The organism is Amycolatopsis speibonae, assembly GCF_042647925.1.
Taxonomy (GTDB): domain Bacteria; phylum Actinomycetota; class Actinomycetes; order Mycobacteriales; family Pseudonocardiaceae; genus Amycolatopsis; species Amycolatopsis speibonae.
The window spans coordinates 158,750-179,594 of record NZ_JBHRWK010000059.1; the positions used below are offsets into that span (position 1 = coordinate 158,750).

The 20,845-nt window shown below is 69.0% G+C and carries 20 protein-coding genes and 1 pseudogene; 8 read left to right on the forward strand and 13 right to left on the reverse strand.

The annotated features are described in order from the left end of the window. The first annotated feature begins 18 nt into the window (after positions 1 to 18). A complete protein-coding gene (locus tag ACFOSH_RS32320; RefSeq protein ID WP_378243391.1) occupies positions 19 to 1,497 on the forward strand; it encodes a hypothetical protein in 1,479 nt (492 codons plus the stop codon). A gap of 507 nt (positions 1,498 to 2,004) precedes the next feature. Here ACFOSH_RS32320 and ACFOSH_RS32325 read toward each other — a convergent pair. From ACFOSH_RS32325 to dnaE, 7 genes and pseudogenes are all read right to left on the reverse strand, one after another. Then, complete coding sequence (locus ACFOSH_RS32325) at positions 2,005 to 2,595, reverse strand: dihydrofolate reductase family protein (RefSeq protein WP_378243393.1); 591 nt, start codon at positions 2,593 to 2,595, stop codon at positions 2,005 to 2,007. 5 nt (positions 2,596 to 2,600) lie between these two features. Continuing rightward, entirely contained in the window at positions 2,601 to 3,401 is an 801-nt protein-coding gene (locus ACFOSH_RS32330; protein WP_378243394.1) for a metalloregulator ArsR/SmtB family transcription factor, read from the reverse strand. Positions 3,402 to 3,434: 33 nt separating this feature from the next. Further along, on the reverse strand, positions 3,435 to 4,442 hold the full coding sequence (locus tag ACFOSH_RS32335) for a methyltransferase (RefSeq protein WP_378243396.1): 1,008 nt from the start codon (positions 4,440 to 4,442) through the stop codon (positions 3,435 to 3,437). 47 nt (positions 4,443 to 4,489) lie between these two features. After that, positions 4,490 to 4,714 (reverse strand): annotated as a pseudogene (locus ACFOSH_RS32340) (aminotransferase class V-fold PLP-dependent enzyme); the annotation flags it as partial. 114 nt (positions 4,715 to 4,828) lie between these two features. Further along, complete coding sequence (locus tag ACFOSH_RS32345) at positions 4,829 to 5,416, reverse strand: short chain dehydrogenase (RefSeq protein ID WP_378243398.1); 588 nt, start codon at positions 5,414 to 5,416, stop codon at positions 4,829 to 4,831. Between the two features lie 14 nt (positions 5,417 to 5,430). Further along, positions 5,431 to 6,204, reverse strand: coding sequence for an aminotransferase class IV family protein (locus ACFOSH_RS32350; RefSeq protein ID WP_378243400.1), 774 nt, complete (start codon positions 6,202 to 6,204; stop codon positions 5,431 to 5,433). Further along, complete coding sequence (gene dnaE / locus ACFOSH_RS32355; protein WP_378243402.1) at positions 6,201 to 9,731, reverse strand: DNA polymerase III subunit alpha; 3,531 nt, start codon at positions 9,729 to 9,731, stop codon at positions 6,201 to 6,203. Before dnaE ends, ACFOSH_RS32350 begins: the two co-directional genes overlap by 4 nt. A 120-nt stretch (positions 9,732 to 9,851) precedes the next feature. Between dnaE and ACFOSH_RS32360 the strand changes: the two genes are divergently transcribed. Genes ACFOSH_RS32360 through ACFOSH_RS32375 form a run of 4 tightly spaced genes read left to right on the forward strand, consistent with a single transcriptional unit; the run spans position 9,852 to position 14,461 of the window. Further along, positions 9,852 to 10,817 (forward strand): LysR family transcriptional regulator, encoded by a 966-nt coding sequence (locus ACFOSH_RS32360; protein WP_378243404.1) that lies wholly within the window; start codon positions 9,852 to 9,854, stop codon positions 10,815 to 10,817. Positions 10,818 to 10,821: 4 nt separating this feature from the next. Further along, positions 10,822 to 13,158, forward strand: coding sequence for a xanthine dehydrogenase family protein molybdopterin-binding subunit (locus ACFOSH_RS32365; RefSeq protein WP_378243406.1), 2,337 nt, complete (start codon positions 10,822 to 10,824; stop codon positions 13,156 to 13,158). Continuing rightward, entirely contained in the window at positions 13,155 to 14,003 is an 849-nt protein-coding gene (locus ACFOSH_RS32370) for an FAD binding domain-containing protein (RefSeq protein ID WP_378243408.1), read from the forward strand. Before ACFOSH_RS32365 ends, ACFOSH_RS32370 begins: the two co-directional genes overlap by 4 nt. Then, positions 14,000 to 14,461, forward strand: a complete 462-nt coding sequence (locus ACFOSH_RS32375; RefSeq protein WP_378243410.1) for a (2Fe-2S)-binding protein — start codon at positions 14,000 to 14,002, stop codon at positions 14,459 to 14,461. Before ACFOSH_RS32370 ends, ACFOSH_RS32375 begins: the two co-directional genes overlap by 4 nt. Before the next feature lie 91 nt (positions 14,462 to 14,552). Here ACFOSH_RS32375 and ACFOSH_RS32380 read toward each other — a convergent pair whose 3' ends face one another. After that, on the reverse strand, positions 14,553 to 15,512 hold the full coding sequence (locus ACFOSH_RS32380; RefSeq protein WP_378243412.1) for a glycoside hydrolase family 25 protein: 960 nt from the start codon (positions 15,510 to 15,512) through the stop codon (positions 14,553 to 14,555). 130 nt (positions 15,513 to 15,642) lie between these two features. On the opposite strand from ACFOSH_RS32380, the gene ACFOSH_RS32385 reads away from it, so the two are divergent. The 3 genes from ACFOSH_RS32385 (at position 15,643) to bcp (ending at position 17,075) form a co-directional block, all read left to right on the forward strand. Next, the gene (locus ACFOSH_RS32385) at positions 15,643 to 15,825 is read left to right on the forward strand and encodes a hypothetical protein (RefSeq protein ID WP_026466904.1); all 183 of its coding nucleotides are present in this window, start codon (positions 15,643 to 15,645) and stop codon (positions 15,823 to 15,825) included. A 200-nt stretch (positions 15,826 to 16,025) separates the two neighbouring features. After that, positions 16,026 to 16,571: a hypothetical protein gene (locus ACFOSH_RS32390; RefSeq protein ID WP_378243414.1), complete on the forward strand. Its 546-nt coding sequence runs from the start codon at positions 16,026 to 16,028 to the stop codon at positions 16,569 to 16,571. A 27-nt stretch (positions 16,572 to 16,598) separates the two neighbouring features. Then, the gene (gene bcp / locus ACFOSH_RS32395; RefSeq protein ID WP_378243416.1) at positions 16,599 to 17,075 is read left to right on the forward strand and encodes a thioredoxin-dependent thiol peroxidase; all 477 of its coding nucleotides are present in this window, start codon (positions 16,599 to 16,601) and stop codon (positions 17,073 to 17,075) included. A gap of 50 nt (positions 17,076 to 17,125) precedes the next feature. On the opposite strand, the gene rdgB is transcribed toward bcp, so the two are convergent. Genes rdgB through ACFOSH_RS32420 form a run of 5 tightly spaced genes read right to left on the reverse strand, consistent with a single transcriptional unit; the run spans position 17,126 to position 20,800 of the window. After that, positions 17,126 to 17,731: an RdgB/HAM1 family non-canonical purine NTP pyrophosphatase gene (gene rdgB / locus ACFOSH_RS32400; protein WP_378243418.1), complete on the reverse strand. Its 606-nt coding sequence runs from the start codon at positions 17,729 to 17,731 to the stop codon at positions 17,126 to 17,128. After that, positions 17,728 to 18,504 carry a ribonuclease PH gene (gene rph / locus ACFOSH_RS32405; RefSeq protein ID WP_378243420.1) on the reverse strand — a complete coding sequence of 259 codons (777 nt, stop codon included), beginning with the start codon at positions 18,502 to 18,504 and terminating at the stop codon, positions 17,728 to 17,730. Before rph ends, rdgB begins: the two co-directional genes overlap by 4 nt. 23 nt (positions 18,505 to 18,527) lie before the next feature. Next, positions 18,528 to 19,295, reverse strand: coding sequence for an MBL fold metallo-hydrolase (locus ACFOSH_RS32410; protein ID WP_378243422.1), 768 nt, complete (start codon positions 19,293 to 19,295; stop codon positions 18,528 to 18,530). Positions 19,296 to 19,325: 30 nt separating this feature from the next. Then, positions 19,326 to 20,132, reverse strand: coding sequence for a glutamate racemase (gene murI / locus ACFOSH_RS32415; protein ID WP_378243424.1), 807 nt, complete (start codon positions 20,130 to 20,132; stop codon positions 19,326 to 19,328). Continuing rightward, entirely contained in the window at positions 20,129 to 20,800 is a 672-nt protein-coding gene (locus ACFOSH_RS32420) for a rhomboid family intramembrane serine protease (RefSeq protein ID WP_378243426.1), read from the reverse strand. Before ACFOSH_RS32420 ends, murI begins: the two co-directional genes overlap by 4 nt. Positions 20,801 to 20,845 lie beyond the last annotated feature (45 nt).

Below are 20,845 nucleotides of genomic sequence, written 5' to 3' on the forward strand. Positions count from 1 at the left end.
CTCACCAGAACTTCCGCCGTGGCCCTACGCCAGGAATGGCGCGCCTTCCTCAGCAGGGGCAGGACCATCGCGCTGATCGTCGCGATGGCTGTCGTAGTCCTGTCCGGGCTGCTCTTCGCCTTCAGCAACCGCTCGACCTGCAGCCGGGAGACGGTCGAGGTCGCCTGTCCCGCCGACCCGCGGGGACCGCTGGGCGAAGCGGTGAGCGACACGTTCTACTTCGGACACCGGTCGCTGACCGGCGACGGCGGCATCACCGTCCGGATGACCTCGATGACCGGCACCATCACCTATCCGCCGCCGGACCACGACGAGATCGTGCCCGGCCTCGTGCCGTGGGCGAAAACGGGCATCATGATCAAGGACGGTGTCACGCAGGGCTCTTCCTACGCGGCGCTCATGCTCACCGGCGCCAACGGCGTGCGGATGCAGTCCGACTACGTCCACGACACGGCAGGCAGCCCCGGCGGAGTGTCGCCGCAGGCACCGCGCTGGCTCCGGCTGACCCGCTCCGGCGACACCGTCACCGGCTACGAGTCGCCCGACGGCGCCCACTGGACACAGGTCGGCACGGCCGTCCTCACCGGCGTCGCCGAGACAGTCCAAATAGGACTGTTCGCCACCTCTCCCGGCGACCTGACACTCAGGCCCACCGGTCTCGGCGGGAGCTCCTCGGAAGTCCGCTTCACCCAAGCCTCCGCCACCTTCGACAACGTCACCCCGACCGGCGTCGCCGAGGCGGGCTGGCGCGCCGACGCGGTGGGTGAAATGGGCGGCACCGAATGGGAACGCGAGCATCAGGCGCCGGGACTCGTCACGGCGGACGGCACGTTCACCGTCACCGGGTCCGGCGACATCGGGCCGATCGGCACCGCCCCGGGCTTCGACGTCACGGACACCCTGATCGGCCTGGTGCTCGGCCTCGTCGTCGTGATCGTCGTGGCGGCGCGGTTCAGGCGGCCAGGCGTCGAGGTGTCGGCGGCGCGATCCGTCGTCCTCGGTGGCGCGACCTTCATGACCGGGCTCGTCATGGCAGGCGTGGCACTCCCTGTCGGCGTGGCGTTCATGCGCGCCAACGGCGGCACCGTCCGTCCGATGTCCACGCTCGATGAACTGGGGATCATCGTCGGCGTCGCCGGGCTGATCGCCTTCGCCGCCCTCTTCACCTTCGCCCTCGGCGCGCTGTTCCGGCGCGCCTGGGCGGCGAGCCTCGTGGCGATCGCCGCGATCGTGATTCCCTCTGTGCTGACGGCGTTCCCGCTCTTGCCCGACACCCTGGCCGACTGGCTGCTGAGCCTGACCCCGGCCGCGGGATTCGCCGTCCTGCGGGCGAAACACGAATACCCGCAGGTGGTCGCCCACTACTCGCCGTCCGAGGGGTACTTCCCGCTGCCGGGGTGGGCCGGGCTCGCTGTTCTGGGTGGCTATGCCGCTGTTTTGCTGGCTTTTGCCTTTTTTCGGCAACGCCGCTGCCGGGTTAGTGCTGCCACGCTTTGATGAGCTCGTCCGGGCCGCAGGCGGAACACCCTTGAAACCCGACCACGGGTCTGGCTCATCTAAGTAAGATCGAATCTTACTTAGATGAGGTCATACTTAAGACCCGAAGAAGCGAACCCAGCTCTGGATGGGTGCATCTCCGGCTCGTTGCCGTTTCGCGGCAACGAGCTGTCGACCGAAAAGAGCGGGCACGGGTGGCGAAGATCGAGTTTCCCGCCTCCGCCTGGGCCAGCAAGCCGATCGCTTCATCGTGGGGGCCACGGGTGTCTTCGGTGCCTAGTGGATTCTGGCTGCGGTTGTTCGCAGGTCCGTCAAGGCCTCCTTCCCTACCCTGAAGGTAGGGAAGGAGGCCTTCGCTACCTCCGTGATCGCCACGTTCGCCCCAGGCGCACCAGCAGTCACGAAGGCTGCGCGTGAAGGACCAAAGCGGCAGTCACGCGTCGGTACAGGTGGTCGTGAGTGGTAAGTGCCGCTAGAACGACACTTACCACTCACGAGAGCCGAGGATCAGCGCGAACGGTCGTAGACCAGCGCCATCTCCCCCAGCTCCCCGACCTCCTGATAAGCCAGCGTCCACTTCGACGCGGGCAGCCCGTCGACGAACAGCCGCTGCCCACCGCCGGTGATCTCGGGGCAGATCATCAGGTACAGCCGGTCGATCAGGTCGTCCGCCAGCAGCGCCTTGATGACGCTGGCGCTGCTGTTGACCAGGATGTCGCCGTCCCCGCTCGCCTTCAGGTCGGCGATGACGTCGGCGACGGGCGCGTTCACCACGCGGGCGCGGTCCCAGGGCGCTTCGGTCAGGGTCGTCGAGAAGACGATCTTTTCGGCGTCCACCAGCCACTTCGCGTAGGCACGGTCACGGGGGTCGGCGTTCTCGTCGGCGGCGATGGTCGGCCAGAAGCCCAGGAATCCCTCGGCGTTCAGTCTGCCGAGTACCGCGGTCGTCGCCTTCTCGTGAATGCGGGCGAGGTGGGCACGGGCGATGTCGGTGGTGGCGTACGAGACGATCGCGCCCATGTCGCCAGGGCCACCGGGGCCGCTGTAGTGGCCGTCGAGGGTGAGGCTGATGTTCGCGGTAACGCGGCGGGAAGTCATGTCGTTCAGTCCTTTTCCTGGGTGAGTCGGGCTGCGAGGTTGTCGAGCACCTGGCCCCAGCCGGTTTCGATCCCGGCGATGAAAGGCACGGCCTCGACGGTCGTTTCGGTGATGCGCAGGTCGAGCCGGAGCCGGGTCCCGCCCGGCGCCTCGGCGAACTTCAGGTCGTAATGACCGGTGAAGAAGGTCTCCCCCTTGGCGTCCAGCACCGAGAGGTCGAACTCGAGGTGTTCGCGTTCGGTCGCGGCGCGGACCTGGCCGGCGGAGCGATACCGCCCCTCCGCGTCGCGGTAGTCGAGAACGGCACGCCCGGTGGGCCACGGCTCGATGACGCAATCGGTGACGGTCATCGACGGCGGCGCCCACCAGGACGCGAGCAGCGCGGGTTCGGTCCAGTGCCGCCAGACGTCGTCCCGCGACGCGGCCAGCAGGCGGTCGAACGAGAACGTCCGCCCGTCCGCCCACCGGTCCTGGTCCGCGGCCGCGGAGTCGGCGCCGATCGCGGTCTGATAGCGCGTGAGGACATCTCGCTCGCCCTCGTTCGCCTCGATGGTCGCGATCAGCTCCCGCATCCGGTCTTCGAAGTCCTTCAGCGGCCCTGCCTCGATCGCGTAGACGCGACGCTGCCCGAGCGGGAAGACCGTCACGAGACCGACGCGGGCGAGGGTCTGCAGGTGCTTGGTGGTCTGCGGTTGCCGCAGGCCGGTCAGCTCGGCGAGCTCACCGACGGACCGTGGCCGCTCGGCGAGAAGTTCGACGATGCGCCACCTCGCTCCGTCTCCGAGTGCTGCTGCGATCTGCTCCATGTCCAGAAGTATTCACTCAGCAGAATATTCTTGTCAAGGAATGTCTTGGATCCGGAACTCCAGCAGGCTGCGCTGCTCGGTCAGCGTGGTGACGGACTCGAAGACCAGGCCGTGCGCGGCGGCGAGTTCGCGGAGCTCGTCAAGACGCCGCTCGCGGCCGCCGTAGAGCACGAGCATGACCAGGTCCCATTCGGTTTGGGCTCCGAGATCACCGACCGCCTCGACGACGAGGACGCGACCTCCCGGACGAGCCGCCTCGGCGCAGCGGGCCAGAATGCGATGGGCGTGCTCGTCGTCCCAGTCGTGGAGGATGTCGGACAGCAGATAGGCGTCCGCGCCCACCGGGAGCGGGTCGAAGAAGCTGCCCGCGGTCACCTCGGTCCGGTCTTCGAGTCCCTGCTCGCGCAGTTCCTTCTCGGCGGCCGCCGCGGTGGGCGCGAGATCGACGAGATGGCCGCGCACCGAAGGATTCGCCGTCAGGATCGCGGCGAGCAGGCTGCCATGACCGCCGCCGACGTCGACGATCGTGCCGAAGCGCGACCAGTCGAACCCGGCGACGAGCCCCGGCACCTGCGTCAGGAACCGCTGGGTCATCTGCCGGTCGAACGTCTCCCGCAGGTGGGGATGCTCGGCGAGATCGGCCCAGAAATCCTGGCCATAGCGGCGGATGTAGCCCGCCTCGCCGGTGGCGATGCTGTGCGCGAGTTCGATGAACGCCAGTTCGCCCCGCCCGCCGGCGGCATTCATGTCCAAGAGTCCGGCCAAGCCGTTTCCGGCATCGACGCGGAGATTCGCCCCGTAAGCGGTGGTGCGATAGCCGGTCGAGGTCCGTTCAAGGACGCCGAGGGTGGTGAGGTGCCCCAGCAGCAGGTCGAGCGGGAGCGGGGATTGGCCGAGTTCCGCCGCCAGTTCGGCGGCGGCCGCGCCGTCGCCGGTCAGCCGGTCCGGCAACCCGAGGGTGACCGCGACCCGCAGCGCCATCGGCGTCGCGAGCCCGGCCAGCCGGAGGAGATCGTTTCTGTCGTTGTCTTGGTTCGCCACGAAGATTCACTGTGGCAGCGCGGTCAAGCGGAAATCTCCCGTATCTCGGACACGATTCCCGAGCGCTGTCCGGCCTCGCTGTCGGACAGCACTTTCGCACCGATTCCGGCAAGCCCTTCGCGTGCTCGTTCACAGAGACCGTCCACATGCGACCAGACCTCTTCGATTCCCGCGGACAGCACCAGGTCGATCGACGCACCGAGGGCGGCGATCCCGGCGACGTTCGGCATGCCGCCTTCCAGTCGCCGGTCCGTCGCGTCGGGCAAGTAGGCCCAGCGGTTCACCGCGGGGAACTGATCGCGCGGCAGCGGAGTCATCGGACCCTCCTTAGGTGAACACCGTGTCCACTTCAGCGAAGCCGGCCGACAACCGGTCACAGTGTCCACTTACGGCGTCAGCGTCCGCCCGGTGAGGCTCCCGTTCTCCACCGCCTCGACGTAGCTCCGCGCGACGTCCGCCGCCGGGGTGCCGCCGCCCGGTTCGCCGAGCGCGGCGAGCGTTTCGCTCACCCAGCCGGGGCTGACGGCGTTGACGCGGAGGCCGCGTGGCAGTTCGCGGGCCGCCGCGGCGACGAAGGCTTCGAGCCCGACGTTGGTCAGGGCTCCGAACGCGCTGCCGCGCAACGTCTCCGGGATCCGGCCGGCGGTCACCGTGACCGAACCACCTGCCGGCAGATGCGGGATCGCGTGCCGCACCAGGAATACCTGCCCGAGCAGTTTCCCTTGCAGGCCTAGAACGAACTCTTCGTCGGTGCCGCCGTCGACCGGGACCAGCGAGCCGCTCCCGGCGCAGCACACGACGTGGTCGATCTCCGGCTCGGCGGCGAAGACCGCGTCCAGCGTGGCGGGCTGCTCGACGTCCACCTTGATCTCGCCGGAGCGGGAGGCGGGGAGCACGGTGTGCCCGCGCGCGGTGAGCGCTTCGCAGACCGCGGCCCCGATCGTCCCGGTGGCACCGACCACGAGGATCTTCATCGGCGTTCTTCCTTTCAAGGTCGGGTGAAGGGTTCTGTTTCGTAAGCCTGGTGCAGCACCGCGACGAAGGACGGCGCCTCCGGCAGCGGCGTCGCGCCGATCCGGCGCACCGCGACCCCCGGCGTCCACGAGTTCATGACCACCGCGCCCGCGAGCCCCGGCAGGTCCGCGAGCGTGATCTCCTGGTCCCGTTGCGGCACACCGAGTGCCCCCAGCCGCCGCCGCGCGATGCCCATCGTGGTTCCCCTCAGCAGTCCGGCGTCCGGCCACACCACCGTATCGCCGTCCCAGAAGGCGAGGTTCCAGATCGTCGCTTCACTGAACCTGCCCTGACGGTCGAGGAACGCCGCGTCGTCGAAGCCTTCCAGAACGGCCTGCCGCCGGAAGTACGACTTCGCCATCTCGCCGGTGTGCTTGATGGCGGGGAGGACGCGTTCGTATTCGACCGCCGTCAACGCCAGCGGTCCTGCCGGACCGGCCGCCGGTGGCCGGGTGCGCACCAGGACTTCGAGGTCGCCCGGCAGGTGGATCGTCACGGTCATGGACACGTCGGCGGGACAGGACTCCAGTGCCTTGCGCAGGTAGGAGCGGATCCGGTCGTCGGGCAGAGCGGCTCCGAACAGCTCCGTCGAGGCCGTCCGGAGCCGGTCCAGGTGCAGGTCGAGGCCGCGGATCAGGCCGTCACGCACCTGCATGGCGGTGAAGTGAGCGAAGCCCGCGAAGGCGAGCGGCGCGAGGTCTTCGGCTGTCGCGGTCTCGCCGTTTCGCTGGGCGACGTGAGAACTCATCCCCGCACCGTAAACCGGCCGGTCTCCGGCGTGATGCCGGGAACGGACTTCAGCTCGCCCAGGAGCATCGAGCTGACGACGACCGGATAGTCGTCGAGCGCGTACACCGTCCCGGCGAGCTTCACCCGGACCGGCGTGTCCCCCTTGTGCGCCAGCAAAGTCCGCTTCAGGTCGAGCACCGCTTCCTCGGTCAGCCGCTCGGCGATCGCGTGCAAGGTCAGCGGCGGTTCCCCGTCCCCCGCCGTGGACAGATCGAGTGGCACCAGGCCGCCGCCGAACACGGACATCTTGTCCTCCCGCCAGTTCACCCGGCCGCTGACGCGGACGGCGTTGTCCTCGGCCAGATCCGCCACGAACAGTGCGTACGCCTTGGGAAAGAACAGCACTTCGAGCGCGGCGTCCAGATCCTCGATCGTGCAGATGGCCCACGGCTCGCCCTTCTTGTTGACCCGCCGCTCCATGGACGTGATGAGCCCGGCGACGACCAGTTCCCCCTCCCGCGGCGGATTGTCGAGGATCGCCGCGATCGGCCGGGGCGCATGCCTGCGCAGGACGCGCTCCGCCCCGTCGAGCGGATGCGCGGAGACGTACAGCCCGAGCATTTCCCGTTCGTAGGTGAGCAGTTCCTTGCGCGGCCACTCCTCGACGCCGAACCTGAGGTGGGCGAGCGGCGAGGTGTCGTCCTGGCTCTCCTCGTCCGCGCCGAAGAGATCGAACTGCCCCATCGCCTGCTTGCGTTTCAACGGCACCACGGCGTCCACCGCGTCCTCGTGCACCCGCAGGATCGAGAGCCGCGTATGCCCGAGCGAGTCGAAAGCGCCCGCCTTCGCCAGGGACTCGATCACGCGTTTGTTGCAGGCCACCAGTTCCGACTTGCCGAGGAAATCGGTGAACGACGCGTACTTCCCCTTTTCCCGCCGCGTCGTGATGACCGAGTCGACGACGTTCGCGCCGACGTTGCGCACCGCGCCGAGGCCGAACCGGATCGCGTCCCCCACCGCCGAGAACCGGAGCCCCGATTCGTTGACGTCCGGCGGCAGCACCTTGATCCCCAGCCTGCGGCATTCCGATAGATAGACCGCCGACTTGTCCTTGTTGTCCCCCACCGAAGTCAACAGACCCGCCATGTACTCCGCCGGGTAGTTCGCCTTCAGGTACGCGGTCCAGTAGCCGACCAGGCCGTAACCCGCCGCGTGGGATTTGTTGAACGCGTAGCCGGCGAACGGGAGGATCGCGTCCCAGAGGGCCTGCACGGCCGCGTGGGAGAACCCGTTGGCGATCATGCCGTCCCGGAAGCCCTCGAACTCCTCCTCCAGTACTTCTTTCTTCTTCTTGCCCATCGCCTTGCGCAGTACGTCGGCGCGCCCCATCGAGTAGCCGGCGACGTCGCGCGCGATCCGCATGATCTGTTCCTGGTAGACGATCAGGCCGTGGGTCTCGGCCAGGATCTCGCGCAGCGGCTCGGCCAGTTCGGGATGGATCGACCCGATCGGCTGCCTGCGGTTCTTGCGGTCCGCGTAGTTGTTGTGCGTGTTCATCGCGATGGGTCCGGGCCGGTACAGCGCGTTCACCGCGATGATGTCACCGAATCCGGTCGGCCCCATGCGGCGCAGCAGATCCCGCATCGCGCCGCCGTCGAGCTGGAAGACGCCGAGACTGTCGCCGCGGGCCAGCAGCTCGTAGGTCGCCGGATCGTCGACGCCGAGCGTGTCGAGATCGATGTCCTCGCCGCGGTTGTCCTTGATGTTGTCGAGCGCGTCGCCGATGACGGTGAGGTTGCGCAGGCCGAGGAAATCCATCTTCAGCAGGCCGATGGCCTCGCACGACGGGTAGTCCCAGCCGGTGATGACCGCGCCGTCGTCCCGCCGCCACAAGGGGATCGCGTCGAGCAGCGGCTCACTCGACATGATGACGGCGCAGGCGTGCACCCCCGCGTTGCGGATCAGTCCTTCGAGTCCGCGAGCGGTCTCGAAGATCTTGGCCGCCTCGCCGTCGCCTTCCAGGAGCGTGCGGACCTCGGCGGCTTCGGCGTAACGCTCGTGGCCCGGCTCGACGATCCCGGCGAGCGGGATGTCCTTCGCCGCGACAGGCGGCGGGAGCGCCTTGGAGATCCGGTCCGCGATGGCGTACCCGCTCTGTCCATAGTGGACGCGGGCGGAATCCTTGATGGCCGCCTTGGTCTTGATGGTGCCGAAGGTGATCACCTGCGCGACGTGTTCGGCACCGTACTTGTCGGTGGCGTACCGGATCATCTCGCCGCGCCGCCGGTCGTCGAAGTCCATGTCGATGTCCGGCATGGAGACCCGCTCGGGGTTGAGGAACCGTTCGAACAGCAGGCCGAGGTCGATCGGATCGAGGTTGGTGATGCCGAGCGCGTACGCGACGAGCGAGCCCGCCGCCGAACCGCGGCCGGGCCCGACCCGGATGCCGACGCGGCGAGCGTGGTTCATCAGGTCGGCGGTGATCAGGAAGTACGCCGGGAAGCCCTTTTCGGCGATCACTCCGATCTCGAAGTCGGCGCGTGCGAGGTAAGCGTCGGGGACGCCATCCGGCAACCGGCGGCGGAGCCCGGCCGCGACTTCCTCGCGCAGCCAGGACTCTTCGTCGTGTCCTTCCGGGACCTCGAAGACCGGCATGCGGTCGAGGTGCCGGTAGACCTCGTCGTAGGGCTCGATCCGTTCGGCGATGAGCAGGGTGGCATCCGCCGCACCCGGGACCTCGGCGTCCCAGTACCGGCGCATCTCCTCCGCGGACTTGAGGTAGTAGCCGTCGCCGTCGAACTTGAACCGGCCCGGATCGTCGAGGGTCTTGCCGGATTGGACGCACAGCAGCGCGGAATGCGCCTCCGACTGATTCTGGGTGACATAATGCGAATCGTTGGTGGCCAAGGGTTTCAGGTCGAGTCTGCGGCCGAGGTCCAGCAGCCCTTCGCGCACGGACCGCTCGATCGGGAGACCGTGGTCCATCAGTTCCAGGAAGAAGTCGTCCGCGCCGAAGATGTCGCGGTAGTCCGAGGCCGCTTGGATAGCCTCGTCCGGCTGGCCGAGCCGGAGCCGGGTCTGCACCTCGCCGGACGGGCAGCCGGTGGTGGCGATGATGCCTTCGTGGTGCCGGGCGAGGAGCTCGCGATCCATCCGGGGTTTGCGGTAGTACCCCTCCAGACTGGCCGAAGAGGACAGCCTGAACAGGTTCCGCAGCCCTGTCGCGTTCTCCGCGAGCATGGTCATATGCGTGTAGGCGCCACCGCCGGAGACGTCGCCGCCGTCGCCGCGCCGTCCCCAGAAGACCGGTTTCTTGTGGAAACGTGACTCGGGCGCGAGGTAGGCCTCGATGCCGATCACCGGTTTGAGCCCGGCCCGGACGGACTGCCGGTAGAACTCGTCGGCGCCGTACATGTTCCCGTGGTCGGTCATGCCCACCGCGGGCATGCCGAGCCGCTGGGCCTCGGCGAACAGCGGCGCGATCTTGGCCGCGCCGTCGAGCATCGAGTACTCGGTATGAACGTGCAGGTGCACGAAGGAGTCCACCGGCCACTCCCCACGGTTGTACGATTCCGGTCCGACGGGGCGATTGGACCCAAGGCACGCAGGTGCTGTCCAACAAGCGACACGCGGGCCTCGACAACCATCAGTTGTAAAGGGAGCACAATGGAGCTGGACCTGGGCGCGGTGCGCGCGTTCGTCGCGGTGGCCGAGGACCGGTACTTCAGCGAGGCCGCGATCCGGCTGGAGGTGAGCCAGCAGGCGATCTCCAAGCGGGTCGCCAAGCTGGAGGCGGATCTCGGCGTGCGGCTGCTGTCGCGGACACGCGGCGGGGCCGAGCCGACCGAGGACGGCGAGGAGTTCCTCGTCCACGCTCGTGCGCTGATCAGCCTCGCGGACCAGGCCGTCGAACGTCTTCAGGGCAGGCGCCGTCCCCTGCGCGTCGACGTCCTCGGCACGCGACTGGCGACCATGGAGGTGATCCGGGCGTTCCACGCCGACCACGACGACGAACTGGAACTCGTCACTCCCGGTCTGGGCGCGGCGCGGCGGGCCATGCTGCCCGAGTCGGTCGACGCCGCCTTCGCCCGCGTCAGCACCGTGACGGACCCTGGGATCGGCCGTACGCCTGCCTACCTGGAGCCGGCGAACCTGCTGGTCGGACGGCGGCATCCGCTCGCCCGGCGGCGACTGGTCGAGATGGCGGAACTCGCCGGGCTGACGGCCTGGATGCCCTACAACGCGCGGGCCAGCGAATGGGCCGAGTTCTGGCAGGAACTGTGCCCGGCGTTCGGCGTCCTCGTCGACACCGACGGCCCGAACTTCGGGCTCGAACACCACATCGAGGTACTCAGCCGGTCGAAGGACCGCCTGGGCTTCGTCGGCGCGAAAATGCACGTGCCCTGGCATCCGGACGTCGTCCAGATCCCGCTCGTCGACCCGACACCGGTGTACCCGTTCTCGCTGCTGTGGCGGCACGAGAACCGGCACCCCACGCTGCCGCTGCTGATCGAGCATGTCCGGTCCGGCTACCGGCCTTTCGACCCGGAGCGGCAGTGGCTCCCGGTGGCGGACCGGGAGGCCATGACCCGTGTGCACGATGCGCGAGAGGCCGCCGGTACGGAAAGGTGAAGCCATGGGTGAGGGGCTGATCGGCGCGAGGGTGACCCGGCAGGAGGACGTCCGGCTGCTCACCGGCCGGGCGCGGTACATCGACGACGTCCGGCTGCCCGGGATGCTGGAAGCCGCCGTCCTGCGCAGTCCTCATCCCCACGCGCGGATCGTGCGCGTCGACACCACCGCGGCGGAGGCCCATCCCGGGGTGTTCGCCGTGGTCACCGGCGAGGACGTGCGGGCGAGCACGAAGGCGCCGCAGCCGGTGATCTGGTCGAATCTGCCGGACATGCGGGTGCCCCAGGCCCACGCGCTGGCCGTGGACAAGGTCCGGTATCCCGGCCAAGGCGTCGCGGCCGTCGCGGCGAAGGACCGGGCGACCGCCGAAGACGCGCTGGAACTGATCGAGGTCGAGTACGAGGAACTCCCGACCGCCAGTTCACTTGAGCAGGCGCTGGCGGACGACGCGCCGAAGCTCTACGAAGACTGGCCGAGCAATGTCGCCGGCACCGGGACCATCCCGATGGGTGACGTGGGTACCGCGTTCACGGAGGCCGACGTCGTGCTCACCGAGTCGTTCCGCTTCGCCCGCCAGATGGGCACGCCGATCGAAACGCGCGGCGTGGTGGCGACCTGGGATCCGTTCACCGACCGGCTCGACGTCTGGCTCGCGACGCAGGCGCCCAACCTCGCGCGCGAACTGTTCGGCGAGGTCTTCGGGCTCTCGATGGACCGGATCCGCGTGCGCACGCCCGACGTCGGCGGCGGCTTCGGGAACAAGTTCGACTTCTACGCCGAGGAGGTCGTCGCGGCGATCCTTTCGCGGCGCACCGGCAAGCCGGTCAAGCTCATCGAGGACCGCGCGGAGAGCTTCGTCGCCAACGCGCACTCGCGCGAGCAGAAGATCGACGTCGAGCTCGCGGCCAAGGACGACGGCACGATCACCGGCCTGCGGGCCACGGTGTACGGCGTCCTCGGCGGGGTGCTCGGGACCGTCGGCCCGAGTCCGTGCTGGACGACGACATCGCTGCTGACAGGGCCGTACGCCATCCCGAACGTGGAACTGACCCTCGTGGCCGTGATGACGAACCGTTCGCCGTACGGGTCCTTCCGCGGTTACGGGCTGCCGAAGGCGAACTTCGTGCACGAACATCTGGTGGAGCAGCTGGCGAAACGGCTCGGGATGGACGCGCACGCGGTGCGGCGCAAGAACTTCATCCCGCCGGAGGCGTTTCCGTACCAGAGCCCGGTGTTCGTCTACGACAGCGGCCGCTACGCGGACTGCCTGGACCTTTGCCTGAAAGCCGTCGAGGACGCGGGCTGGGCCGAGCGCCGCGGAAACGGTGTCGGCATCGGGTATTCGTTCCACAACGAGCTGACCGGGTTCGGGCCGAGCCGGATCATCAACCTTTCCGGTTTGGGGCATTCCGGCTTCGACGAGGAGGTCGTGCGGGTCGATTCGACCGGGCACGTGACCGTCCACACCGGACTGTCCTCGATCGGGCAGGGCATCCACACGACACTGGCGCAGGTGGCCGCACACACGCTCGGCGTCCCGCTCGACCACGTGACCGTCATTTCCGGCGACACCGACAGCTGTCCGTACACCGGCTACGGCACGGCGGCGAGCCGCGGGGCGGCCGTCGGCGGCGCGGCGGTGCTGAACGCGTCGACCCGGCTGCGGGCGAAGATCCTGCGGGTGGCCGGTCACATCCTGGAGGTCTCCCCCGACGATCTGTCCCTTGAGGACGGTATCGTTTCGGTGAAGGGCGTACCGGGCAAGGAGGTCACGCTGGCCGCGATCGGCGACGCGGCATACCGGCGGCTGAACGGCGTCTGGCCCGAAGACGAGACTCCGACGTTGGAAGAGCGAGAGGTCTACGACCCGGTCAACGTCGCGACGTCGTTCGGCTGCACCGCCGTCCTCGCCGAAGTCGACGAGGAGACCGGTGTGGTGACGCTGCTGGACTACCTGATCGCACACGACTGCGGCACCGTCATCAACCCGACGATCGTGGACGGGCAGCTGCACGGCGGCGCGGCTCAAGCCATCGGCGGGGCGCTGTACGAGGAACTGGTCTACGGCGCCGGCGGACGGATGGAGACCACTTCGTTCACCGGGTACCTGCTGCCGACCGCGACCGAGATCCCGCCGTTCTCCGTATCCCATATGGCCACGCCCGCCGAGCACGTTCCCGGCGGGTTCAAGGGGATGGGGGAGGCGGGCGTGATCGGCGGTGGCGCGGCGATCGCGCACGCGGTCGAAGACGCGCTGCGCGCCTACGGCGTCGACATCACTTCGCTGCCGATCACGCCGCCGCGGCTGCTGGCCGCGATGAAGCGGGGAGCACGCCGGTGAAGGCCGCGCCGTTCGAGTACTTCCGGGCTTCGTCGCTCGACGACGCCATCGAAGCACTGAGCACGCCGGGCGCGCGGGTGCTGGCGGGCGGGCAGAGCCTGGTGCCGCTGCTGAACCTGCGTCAGGCCCGGCCGTCGCTGGTGGTCGACATCAACCGCGTCGACGAGCTTTCCTTCCTGCGCGAGGAGAACGGACGGCTGGAGATCGGCGCGCTCACCCGGCATCGCGCCGTCGAGACGTCCGCTGTCGTGCGGTCCACAGTCCCGTTGCTCGCCGAGGCCCTGGGTTTCGTGGGGCACGTGGCCATCCGGAACCGGGGCACGATCGGCGGCAGCCTCGCGCACGCCGACCCCGCCGCGGAACTGCCCGCCGTGATGGTCGCGCTCGACGCCGAATTCGCCTTGCGCGGGCCGGAGGGCGAACGGCTCGTCGCCGCGCGGGACTTCTTCCTCGGCCCGCAGCGCACGGTGCTGGGCCCCGGCGAACTGCTGACCCGGATCTCGGTGCCGCGGCATCGAGGCGGCTGGGCGGTCGAGGAGCTGAGCCGCCGAAGCCGTGACCTCGCGCTGGTCGCCGTCTTCGCCACCGTGGCGATGTCCGGCGATACCTGCGAAACCGCGCGGATCGCCGTCGCGGGCGCGGGCCCCACGCCGATCCGGGCCACCGCCGCCGAAGAGTCGCTCGCCGGCGGCCCCCTGACGGACGACGCGATCGCTCTCGCCGCGGAACTCGTCGCGTCGGCGACAGATCCGCCCGAGGACCTCCACGCCCCCGCCGGCTACCGGCGCGAGATGGCCGCCGTCCTCACCCGGCGGGCGATCGCGCGAGCGAAGGAGGTCGCATGATCACGGTCACCGTGACGGTGAACGGACGGACCTACCGCGCCGACTGCGAACCGCGGCGGACGCTGGCCGACTTCCTGCGCCACGACCTGGGCTTCACCGGGGTGCACGTCGGCTGCGAACACGGCGTCTGCGGCTCGTGCACGATCACCCTCGACGGCGCGAGCGCGCGTTCGTGCTGCCTGCTGGCGGTCCAGGTGGACGGCTCGGAGATCGTCACCGTCGAGGGGCTGGCTTCCGATGGCCGGCTGCACCCCCTGCAGGAGTCGTTCCGGAAACACCACGGGCTGCAGTGCGGTTTCTGCACGCCCGGGATGCTGGCGACGGCGGTGGAACTGCTGAAGGAGAACCCGGACCCGACGGACGCCGAGATCCGGCAGGGGATCTCGGGGAACCTGTGCCGGTGCACGGGCTACCAGTTCATCGTGGACGCCATCCGGGATGCGGCGCCCGGCCGGTGAAAGGTCACCAATGCGCTGAGGTCCCGAAGTCCGTGAAGGCCTCCTTTCCTACTCTGAAGGTAGGGAAGGAGGCCTTCACGGGCCTCCAGGATCAGCCGACGATGTCGATCTCGAACTCCATGTTCGAGCTGTACTCGTAGTCGGCCCACACCGCGCCAGGCAGGGCGTACCGCCGGTGCGAAACCGTCTTCGGATTGAATCCGGGCGTCTGCAAGGGATTCCCGCCGACACCGACCTTGTCGCTGCCCCAGGCGTAGATATTGCCCTGCCACACGGGCGCGTCGGTGATCCCGTCACCGTCGACTCGCGGGCGGACGATGATCGCGGCCGTCTCGCTGCCGGAGAGCAACAGCCGCACGGATGTGGTGGCCGAGCTGGCCGGAATGGTCCTGCGTTCCATGAGTTCTGTCGTCGCCTTCCGTTTCGGGGCGGCGCCGCCGCCGGTCAAGTGGGCGTTCGTGTAGGACTCGTTGAGGTCGACACTGCTCGCGCGGACACCGGAGACCTGGCCGGAGTCCGCGAACTGGTGGATGTCGTAGCGGCCCGCGGCCGGATCGGGTTTGGCGCCGTAGCGCGCGATCCAGATGACCAGGTCCGGCACGCCGAACTGATCCGGGCGCAGCATCCTGGCGTGCGCGTTGTTCAGGTAGACACCGGGGCGGAACCCGTGTCCCGCCACGCGGTCGCAGAATCTGATCGCGAAGTCGCGCTTGCGTCCGTCGGGAATGTTCGGCGTACCCGTACCGGGAGGGTTGTCCTCCAGGTCGAGCATGGGGACGCAGCCTGTCGCCCCAAGCCGCCGGACCTCCCCGATCAGTACGTCGGCCTGCGCCTCCGGCGAAGGGCTCACCTGGGCGAAGTGGTACCCGCCCACCGGAATCCCCACCGATCTCGCGCCTGCCACCAGCGCGTCGCCGGTGTTGCGGCCGCCGTTCGGCAGACCACCACCGTCGGTGAGCTTGACGAAGACGAACGTCACCCCATGGTCTTTGACGGCTTGCCAGTTGGTAACGGTCTGAAAGCGGCTGTAGATATCTATTCCCAGCGCCATCGCTACAGCCTGACGGGTGAACCCGTTGGACAAAAGGGCCTAGTGGGCGACTACAGGTACGCCCGATTCGCCCTTTCGAGCGGCCCCTCCCTGGCCGGCCCGGCTCGCCCATGCCCGTACTGTGAGTGTCATGGCGTCTCGAAGCCCTTTTCGCTGGATGACCCGGTGGGCTGACTGGTTCGAGGAGCGCGGCGTCTACGTCCCGGGCGAGGAGAGCCGCGCGGTCGACCCGATGCGCGATTTCGGCTGGCTGATCGTGGCCTGGGTGTCCGGTCTGGCGATCTTCATCCTGTTCTTCGCCTTCGCCGTTTGACCTCGGCCGGTGTGTCATCCAGGTGACTACTGTCACTAGCCGTGCCCTTCCGATCACGGATCGGCCACGGCTGTACACCAGGTGCGCCTCAACCCGGCCGTGCCGCTCCTCTCGGCTGCGGAAGACCGTCACTCTGGACTCTTCGGCACTAATGACTACCTCGAACGGCCCACCCGCACCGCCGACTGGAGTAACCGCACATGGCGCCCCCGCGCACCCCGAAGCTCTTCATCGCCGCCTGCTCGCTGATGCTGGCGGCCGCGTGCGGAGTTCCGGCACCGGAAAAAGGAGCCGCCGTGCTCGGCGCGGACGCCCCGGCGCAGGGACTGGCCGCGACGCACGCGGAAGGTGACCTGGCGTTCGGTGCCCCGCACCGGTTCGCGACCGGTGTCACGATCTCCGTGTCCGCGCCGAAGTCGTTCAAGCCGAGCGCGTCGGCATACCCGCAGAGCCCGCGCGCCGTGGCCTTCGGCATCGAGGTGACGAACGCGGGCGCCGACACGTACCGGCTCTCCGGCCTGTCCGTCACCGGCGAAGTGGACGGTGAAAGCCCGTCGGTCAAACAGGTCGTCGACCCGACTCAGGGCTACAACGGCATCGCGGACGCCGGCAAGGACGTGGCGCCCGGCCGGTCGGTCCACCTGAACCTGGCGTTCGCCGTTCCGGACAAGCCGGTGAAGCTGCGCCTGCAGGTGCGGCCGAGCCTCGCGGAGCCTGTCGCCGCGAAGTACTGCGGGAAGGTCTGACGCCGCCGGTTCGCTACCGTGTGCGTCATGACCGAGCAGCGACTCTCCCCCGGCGACAAAGCGCCCGACTTCACCCTCCCCGACAGCGAGGGCAACGACGTCAAGCTCAGCGACTTCCGCGGCAAGTCGGTCGTCGTGTACTTCTACCCGAGCGCCGGCACGCCGGGCTGCACGAAGCAGGCCTGCGACTTCCGGGACAGCCTCGCGCAGCTCAACGACGCCGGCTACCAGGTGCTCGGCATCTCGCCGGACAAGCCCGCGAAGCTCGCGAAGTTCGTCGAGGCGGAGGGGCTGACCTTCCCGCTGCTCTCCGACACGGAGAAGACCGCCCTCAAGGCGTACAGCGCCTTCGGCGAGAAGAAGAACTACGGCAAGGTCTACGAAGGCGTCATCCGCTCGACGTTCGTCGTCGACGCCGACGGCAAGATCGCTGTGGCTCAGTACAACGTGCGGGCGACAGGGCACGTCGCGAAGCTTCTGCGGGACCTCGACCTGGCGTCCTGACTCGTGAGTGGCGATTCGGGTCCTAACCCGAATCGCCACTCACGACCAACTCAGCCGGCCAGCTTCCGCAGTTCTCCCACCAACGCCCGCAACGCCTTGCCCCGGTGCGAAGCGCCGTCCTTTTCGGACGGTTCCAGCTCCGCCGAAGACCGCGTCCCGCCGTCCGGCACGAAGATCGGGTCGTACCCGAATCCGTTGGCACCACGGCGTTCCCGGATCAGCGAGCCTCGCCATTCCCCGCGCACCACGGTTTCGTCCCCGCCGGGGACGACCAGCGCCGCCGCGCAGACGAAAGCCGCGCCCATGCGCTCGTCGGGAGTGTCGGACAGCTGCGCCAGCACGAGGTCCAAGTTCGCCTCGTCGTCGCCGTGCTTGCCGGACCAGCGGGCCGAGAGCACGCCCGGCATGCCGTTGAGCGCGTCGACGGCGATGCCGGAATCGTCGGCGATGGCCGGGAGGCCGGTCGCGGCGGCCGCGTCCTGTGCCTTCGCGAGCGCGTTGCCTTCGAAGTCCGGAGCGGTTTCGGGTGCTTCGGGGAACTCGGGGACGTCGGCGAGGCCGATGACCTCGACGCCCTCGATCCCTTCGGCCACCAGGATGCGCCGGAGTTCGCCGAGCTTCTTCGCGTTGCGCGTGGCGAGGAGCAGCTTGGTCACTTCGCGCCCTTCTTCTTGTCCGGACGCGGCTCGGGGAGTTCGCCGGGATACGGCAGCGCGAGGGCTTCGGTCTGCAGCCGGGTCAGCTCCTCGCAGCCCGCCTGCGCCATGTCCAGCATGGTGTCCAAAGTGGACCGCGCGAAGGTGGCGCCCTCACCGGTGCCCTGCACCTCGATCAGGGTGCCCGCGTCGGTGGCCACGACGTTCATGTCGACCTCCGCGCGCGAGTCCTCTTCATAGGGCAGGTCGAGGCGCACCCGGCCGTCGACGACGCCGACGCTCACCGCGGCAACCGAGGACGAAAGCGGCTGCGGGTCGGCGAGGCGGCCCGCCGCGCCGAGCCAGGTGACCGCGTCGGCGAGCGCGACGTAACCGCCGGTCACCGCGGCCGTGCGGGTACCGCCGTCGGCCTGGATGACGTCACAGTCGATGACGATCGTGTTCTCCCCCAGCGCCGCCAGGTCGATGCAGGCACGCAGGGACCGGCCGATCAGCCGGGAGATCTCGTGAGTGCGGCCGCCGACGCGGCCCTTGATGGATTCGCGGTCACCGCGGGTGTTGGTCGCCGACGGCAGCATCGCGTACTCGGCGGTGACCCAGCCGAGGCCGGAACCGGCCCGCCAGCGGGGGACGCCTTCGGTGACGCTCGCCGCGCACAGCACCCGCGTGTCGCCGAATTCGATCATCACCGAGCCCGCGGGCCACCGCTGGAAGCCGCGGGTGATCTTGATGTCGCGAAGCTGGTCGTCGTTCCTGCCGTCTTTTCTCGCCACGGCCGTCACTCTAGAACCCCGCGTCAGAGGTCGTAGACGGCGCCCTGTTCGACCAGCTCGGCCGCGGGGTACGCGACGGCCGCTTCGGCGAGGACGGCGGCGCGGTCGGTCCAGGGCGCGACGTGCGTGAGCAGCAACCGCCCCACCCCGGCCTTGCGGCCCAGCTCTCCCGCTTCCTTGCCGGACAGATGGACGCCGGCGGGCCGGTCGGGCGAATCGGTCCAGGACGCTTCGGACAGCAGGACGTCGACGCCGACGGCGAGGTCGGTGAGGGTGTCGCAGACGCCGGTGTCGCCGGTGTAGGCGAGGGTTTTGCCCGCGTGTTCGATCCGCAGGCCGAACGCCGGAGTCGGATGGTCGACCGGGACCGCGGTGACCTCGAACGGCCCGATCCCCATGGGCTCGGCGCACAGGGTGTGAAAGGCGAAGACGTCGGAGAGATCGGTGGTCGCCCGCTCCTCTTCGTTCGCCGCGTAGGCGTGGGCGAGCCGCTCGTGCACGTCGGACGGCCCGTACACCGGCAACCGGGCCGGCCTCGCCGGATACGGCAGGGCCGGGTGGTAGCGCCGCAGCACGGTGAGCGCGCTGACGTCGGCGCAATGATCGGGGTGGAGGTGCGAAAGGATCAGCGCGTCCAGGTCGAACGGGTCGCGCAGGGCCTGGAGCCCGGCGAGCGTCCCGTTGCCGAGTTCGAGCCCCAGGACGAACCCGTCCGCCTCGATCAGATAGCCGGACGCGGCGGCGTTGGGCCCGGGGATGCTGCCTGAGCAGCCGAGGATCGTGAGACGCACTGTGACACCTTAAGCACGGATTCGGCGATTTTACGCACTGGTGGGAGCCAGCACACCCGGAGCGAAACCCATGAACCGCTGAGCGAGTCTGGTGAACGGCTCGGCGGATCCGGTGGCGACGAACTCGTGCCGCGGCGGGGTGTCGCGCTCGGCGAGGAGATCGTCCTCGGTGAGAACGCGTACGAGGTCACGCGCGGTTTCCTCGGCGCTGGACACCAGCGTGACGTCCTGACCCATGACGATCTGCAGCACCCCGGACAGCAACGGGTAGTGCGTACAGCCCATGACCAGCGTGTCGACCTGCGCGTCCAGCAGTGGTTCCAGATAGCCCTGTGCGAGACCGAGCACCTGACGGCCGGTGGTGATCCCGCGTTCGACGAAGTCCACGAACCGCGGGCAGGCGACGCTGGTGATCTCGACGTCCTGTGCCGCGTTGAAGGCGTCGTCGTAGGCGCGGGACCGGACGGTGCCCTCGGTGCCGATCACGCCGATCCGGCCGGAGCGCGTGGCGGAGACGGCCCGGCGCGCGGCCGGGAGGACGACCTCGACCACGGGGACGTCGTAGCGCTCCCTCGCGTCGCGAAGGCAGGCGGCGGAGGCGGTGTTGCAGGCGATGACCAGCGCCTTCACCCCGCCTTCGACGATGTCGTCCAAGGCCGCGAGCGCGTACTCGCGCGCCGTCGCGATGGGAAGCGGACCGTACGGGTTGCGGGCGGTGTCGCCGACGTAGCGCAACTGCTCACCGGGCAGCTGCTCAAGGATCGCCCTGGCGACGGTGAGCCCGCCCACTCCGGAATCGAAGACGCCGATCGGGGCGTCGGCGCTCGGCTTGGTCACCCGGCGAGGTTACCGGGACCGCCACCGGTCGTTCGCTTGGCTTGGGACCTGTCCATCCGCGCCGCCACCCAGGCCGCGAAGATCCCGGACAGCGCGCCGAACAGGTGGCCCTGCCAGGAGACGTTCGGATCACCGGGAAGCAATCCCCAGAGCATTCCGCTCCAGATGCCGAGCAGCACCACGGCCACCAGGATCTGCCCGACCGCCCGGTTGAAGATGCCCCTGACCAGCAGGAACGCGAGCCACCCGAAGGCGACGCCGGACGCGCCCACGGTCACCGTGCCGCTCGGCGCGATCAGCCAGACGCCGAGGCCCGAGAGCACCCAGATGATCGCGGTGACCAGCACCCACCGGCCGATGCCCGCGGCCATCGCGAGGAAGGCGAACACCAGGACCGGGACGGTGTTGGAGAACAGATGCGCCCAGCCGTGGTGCAGCAACGGCGCCCAGATCACGCCGTCGAGCCCGGAGAGGTCGCGGGCGAGGATGCCGCCCTGGTCGAGGTCGGCGGGCAGCACCACGTCGACGAGTTCCACCAGGTAGAGCAGCACGGTGAAGGCCAGCGCCACGATCGCGGCGGCCTTCGGGTTCGGCGGGAGGACACGTTTGGCCGGGTCCGCACCGGGCGACTCGCTCGCCGGGACCGGCTGGGGAGGCAAAGTGGTCACCTCCCCAGGCTACGAGGGGATCGGCGGGATCGCCTCGGTGAGAAC

What these genes read in the sequence shown, in the direction of transcription:
- ACFOSH_RS32325 (WP_378243393.1), bottom strand. Translation starts at nt 2,595, where the DNA reads ATGACTTCCCGCCGCGTTACCGCGAACATCAGCCTCACCCTCGACGGC.
- ACFOSH_RS32330 (WP_378243394.1), bottom strand. Translation starts at nt 3,401, where the DNA reads ATGGAGCAGATCGCAGCAGCACTCGGAGACGGAGCGAGGTGGCGCATC.
- ACFOSH_RS32345 (WP_378243398.1), bottom strand. Translation starts at nt 5,416, where the DNA reads ATGAAGATCCTCGTGGTCGGTGCCACCGGGACGATCGGGGCCGCGGTC.
- ACFOSH_RS32350 (WP_378243400.1), bottom strand. Translation starts at nt 6,204, where the DNA reads ATGAGTTCTCACGTCGCCCAGCGAAACGGCGAGACCGCGACAGCCGAA.
- ACFOSH_RS32360 (WP_378243404.1), top strand. Translation starts at nt 9,852, where the DNA reads ATGGAGCTGGACCTGGGCGCGGTGCGCGCGTTCGTCGCGGTGGCCGAG.
- ACFOSH_RS32365 (WP_378243406.1), top strand. Translation starts at nt 10,822, where the DNA reads ATGGGTGAGGGGCTGATCGGCGCGAGGGTGACCCGGCAGGAGGACGTC.
- ACFOSH_RS32375 (WP_378243410.1), top strand. Translation starts at nt 14,000, where the DNA reads ATGATCACGGTCACCGTGACGGTGAACGGACGGACCTACCGCGCCGAC.
- ACFOSH_RS32380 (WP_378243412.1), bottom strand. Translation starts at nt 15,512, where the DNA reads ATGGCGCTGGGAATAGATATCTACAGCCGCTTTCAGACCGTTACCAAC.
- ACFOSH_RS32385 (WP_026466904.1), top strand. Translation starts at nt 15,643, where the DNA reads ATGGCGTCTCGAAGCCCTTTTCGCTGGATGACCCGGTGGGCTGACTGG.
- ACFOSH_RS32390 (WP_378243414.1), top strand. Translation starts at nt 16,026, where the DNA reads ATGGCGCCCCCGCGCACCCCGAAGCTCTTCATCGCCGCCTGCTCGCTG.
- bcp (WP_378243416.1), top strand. Translation starts at nt 16,599, where the DNA reads ATGACCGAGCAGCGACTCTCCCCCGGCGACAAAGCGCCCGACTTCACC.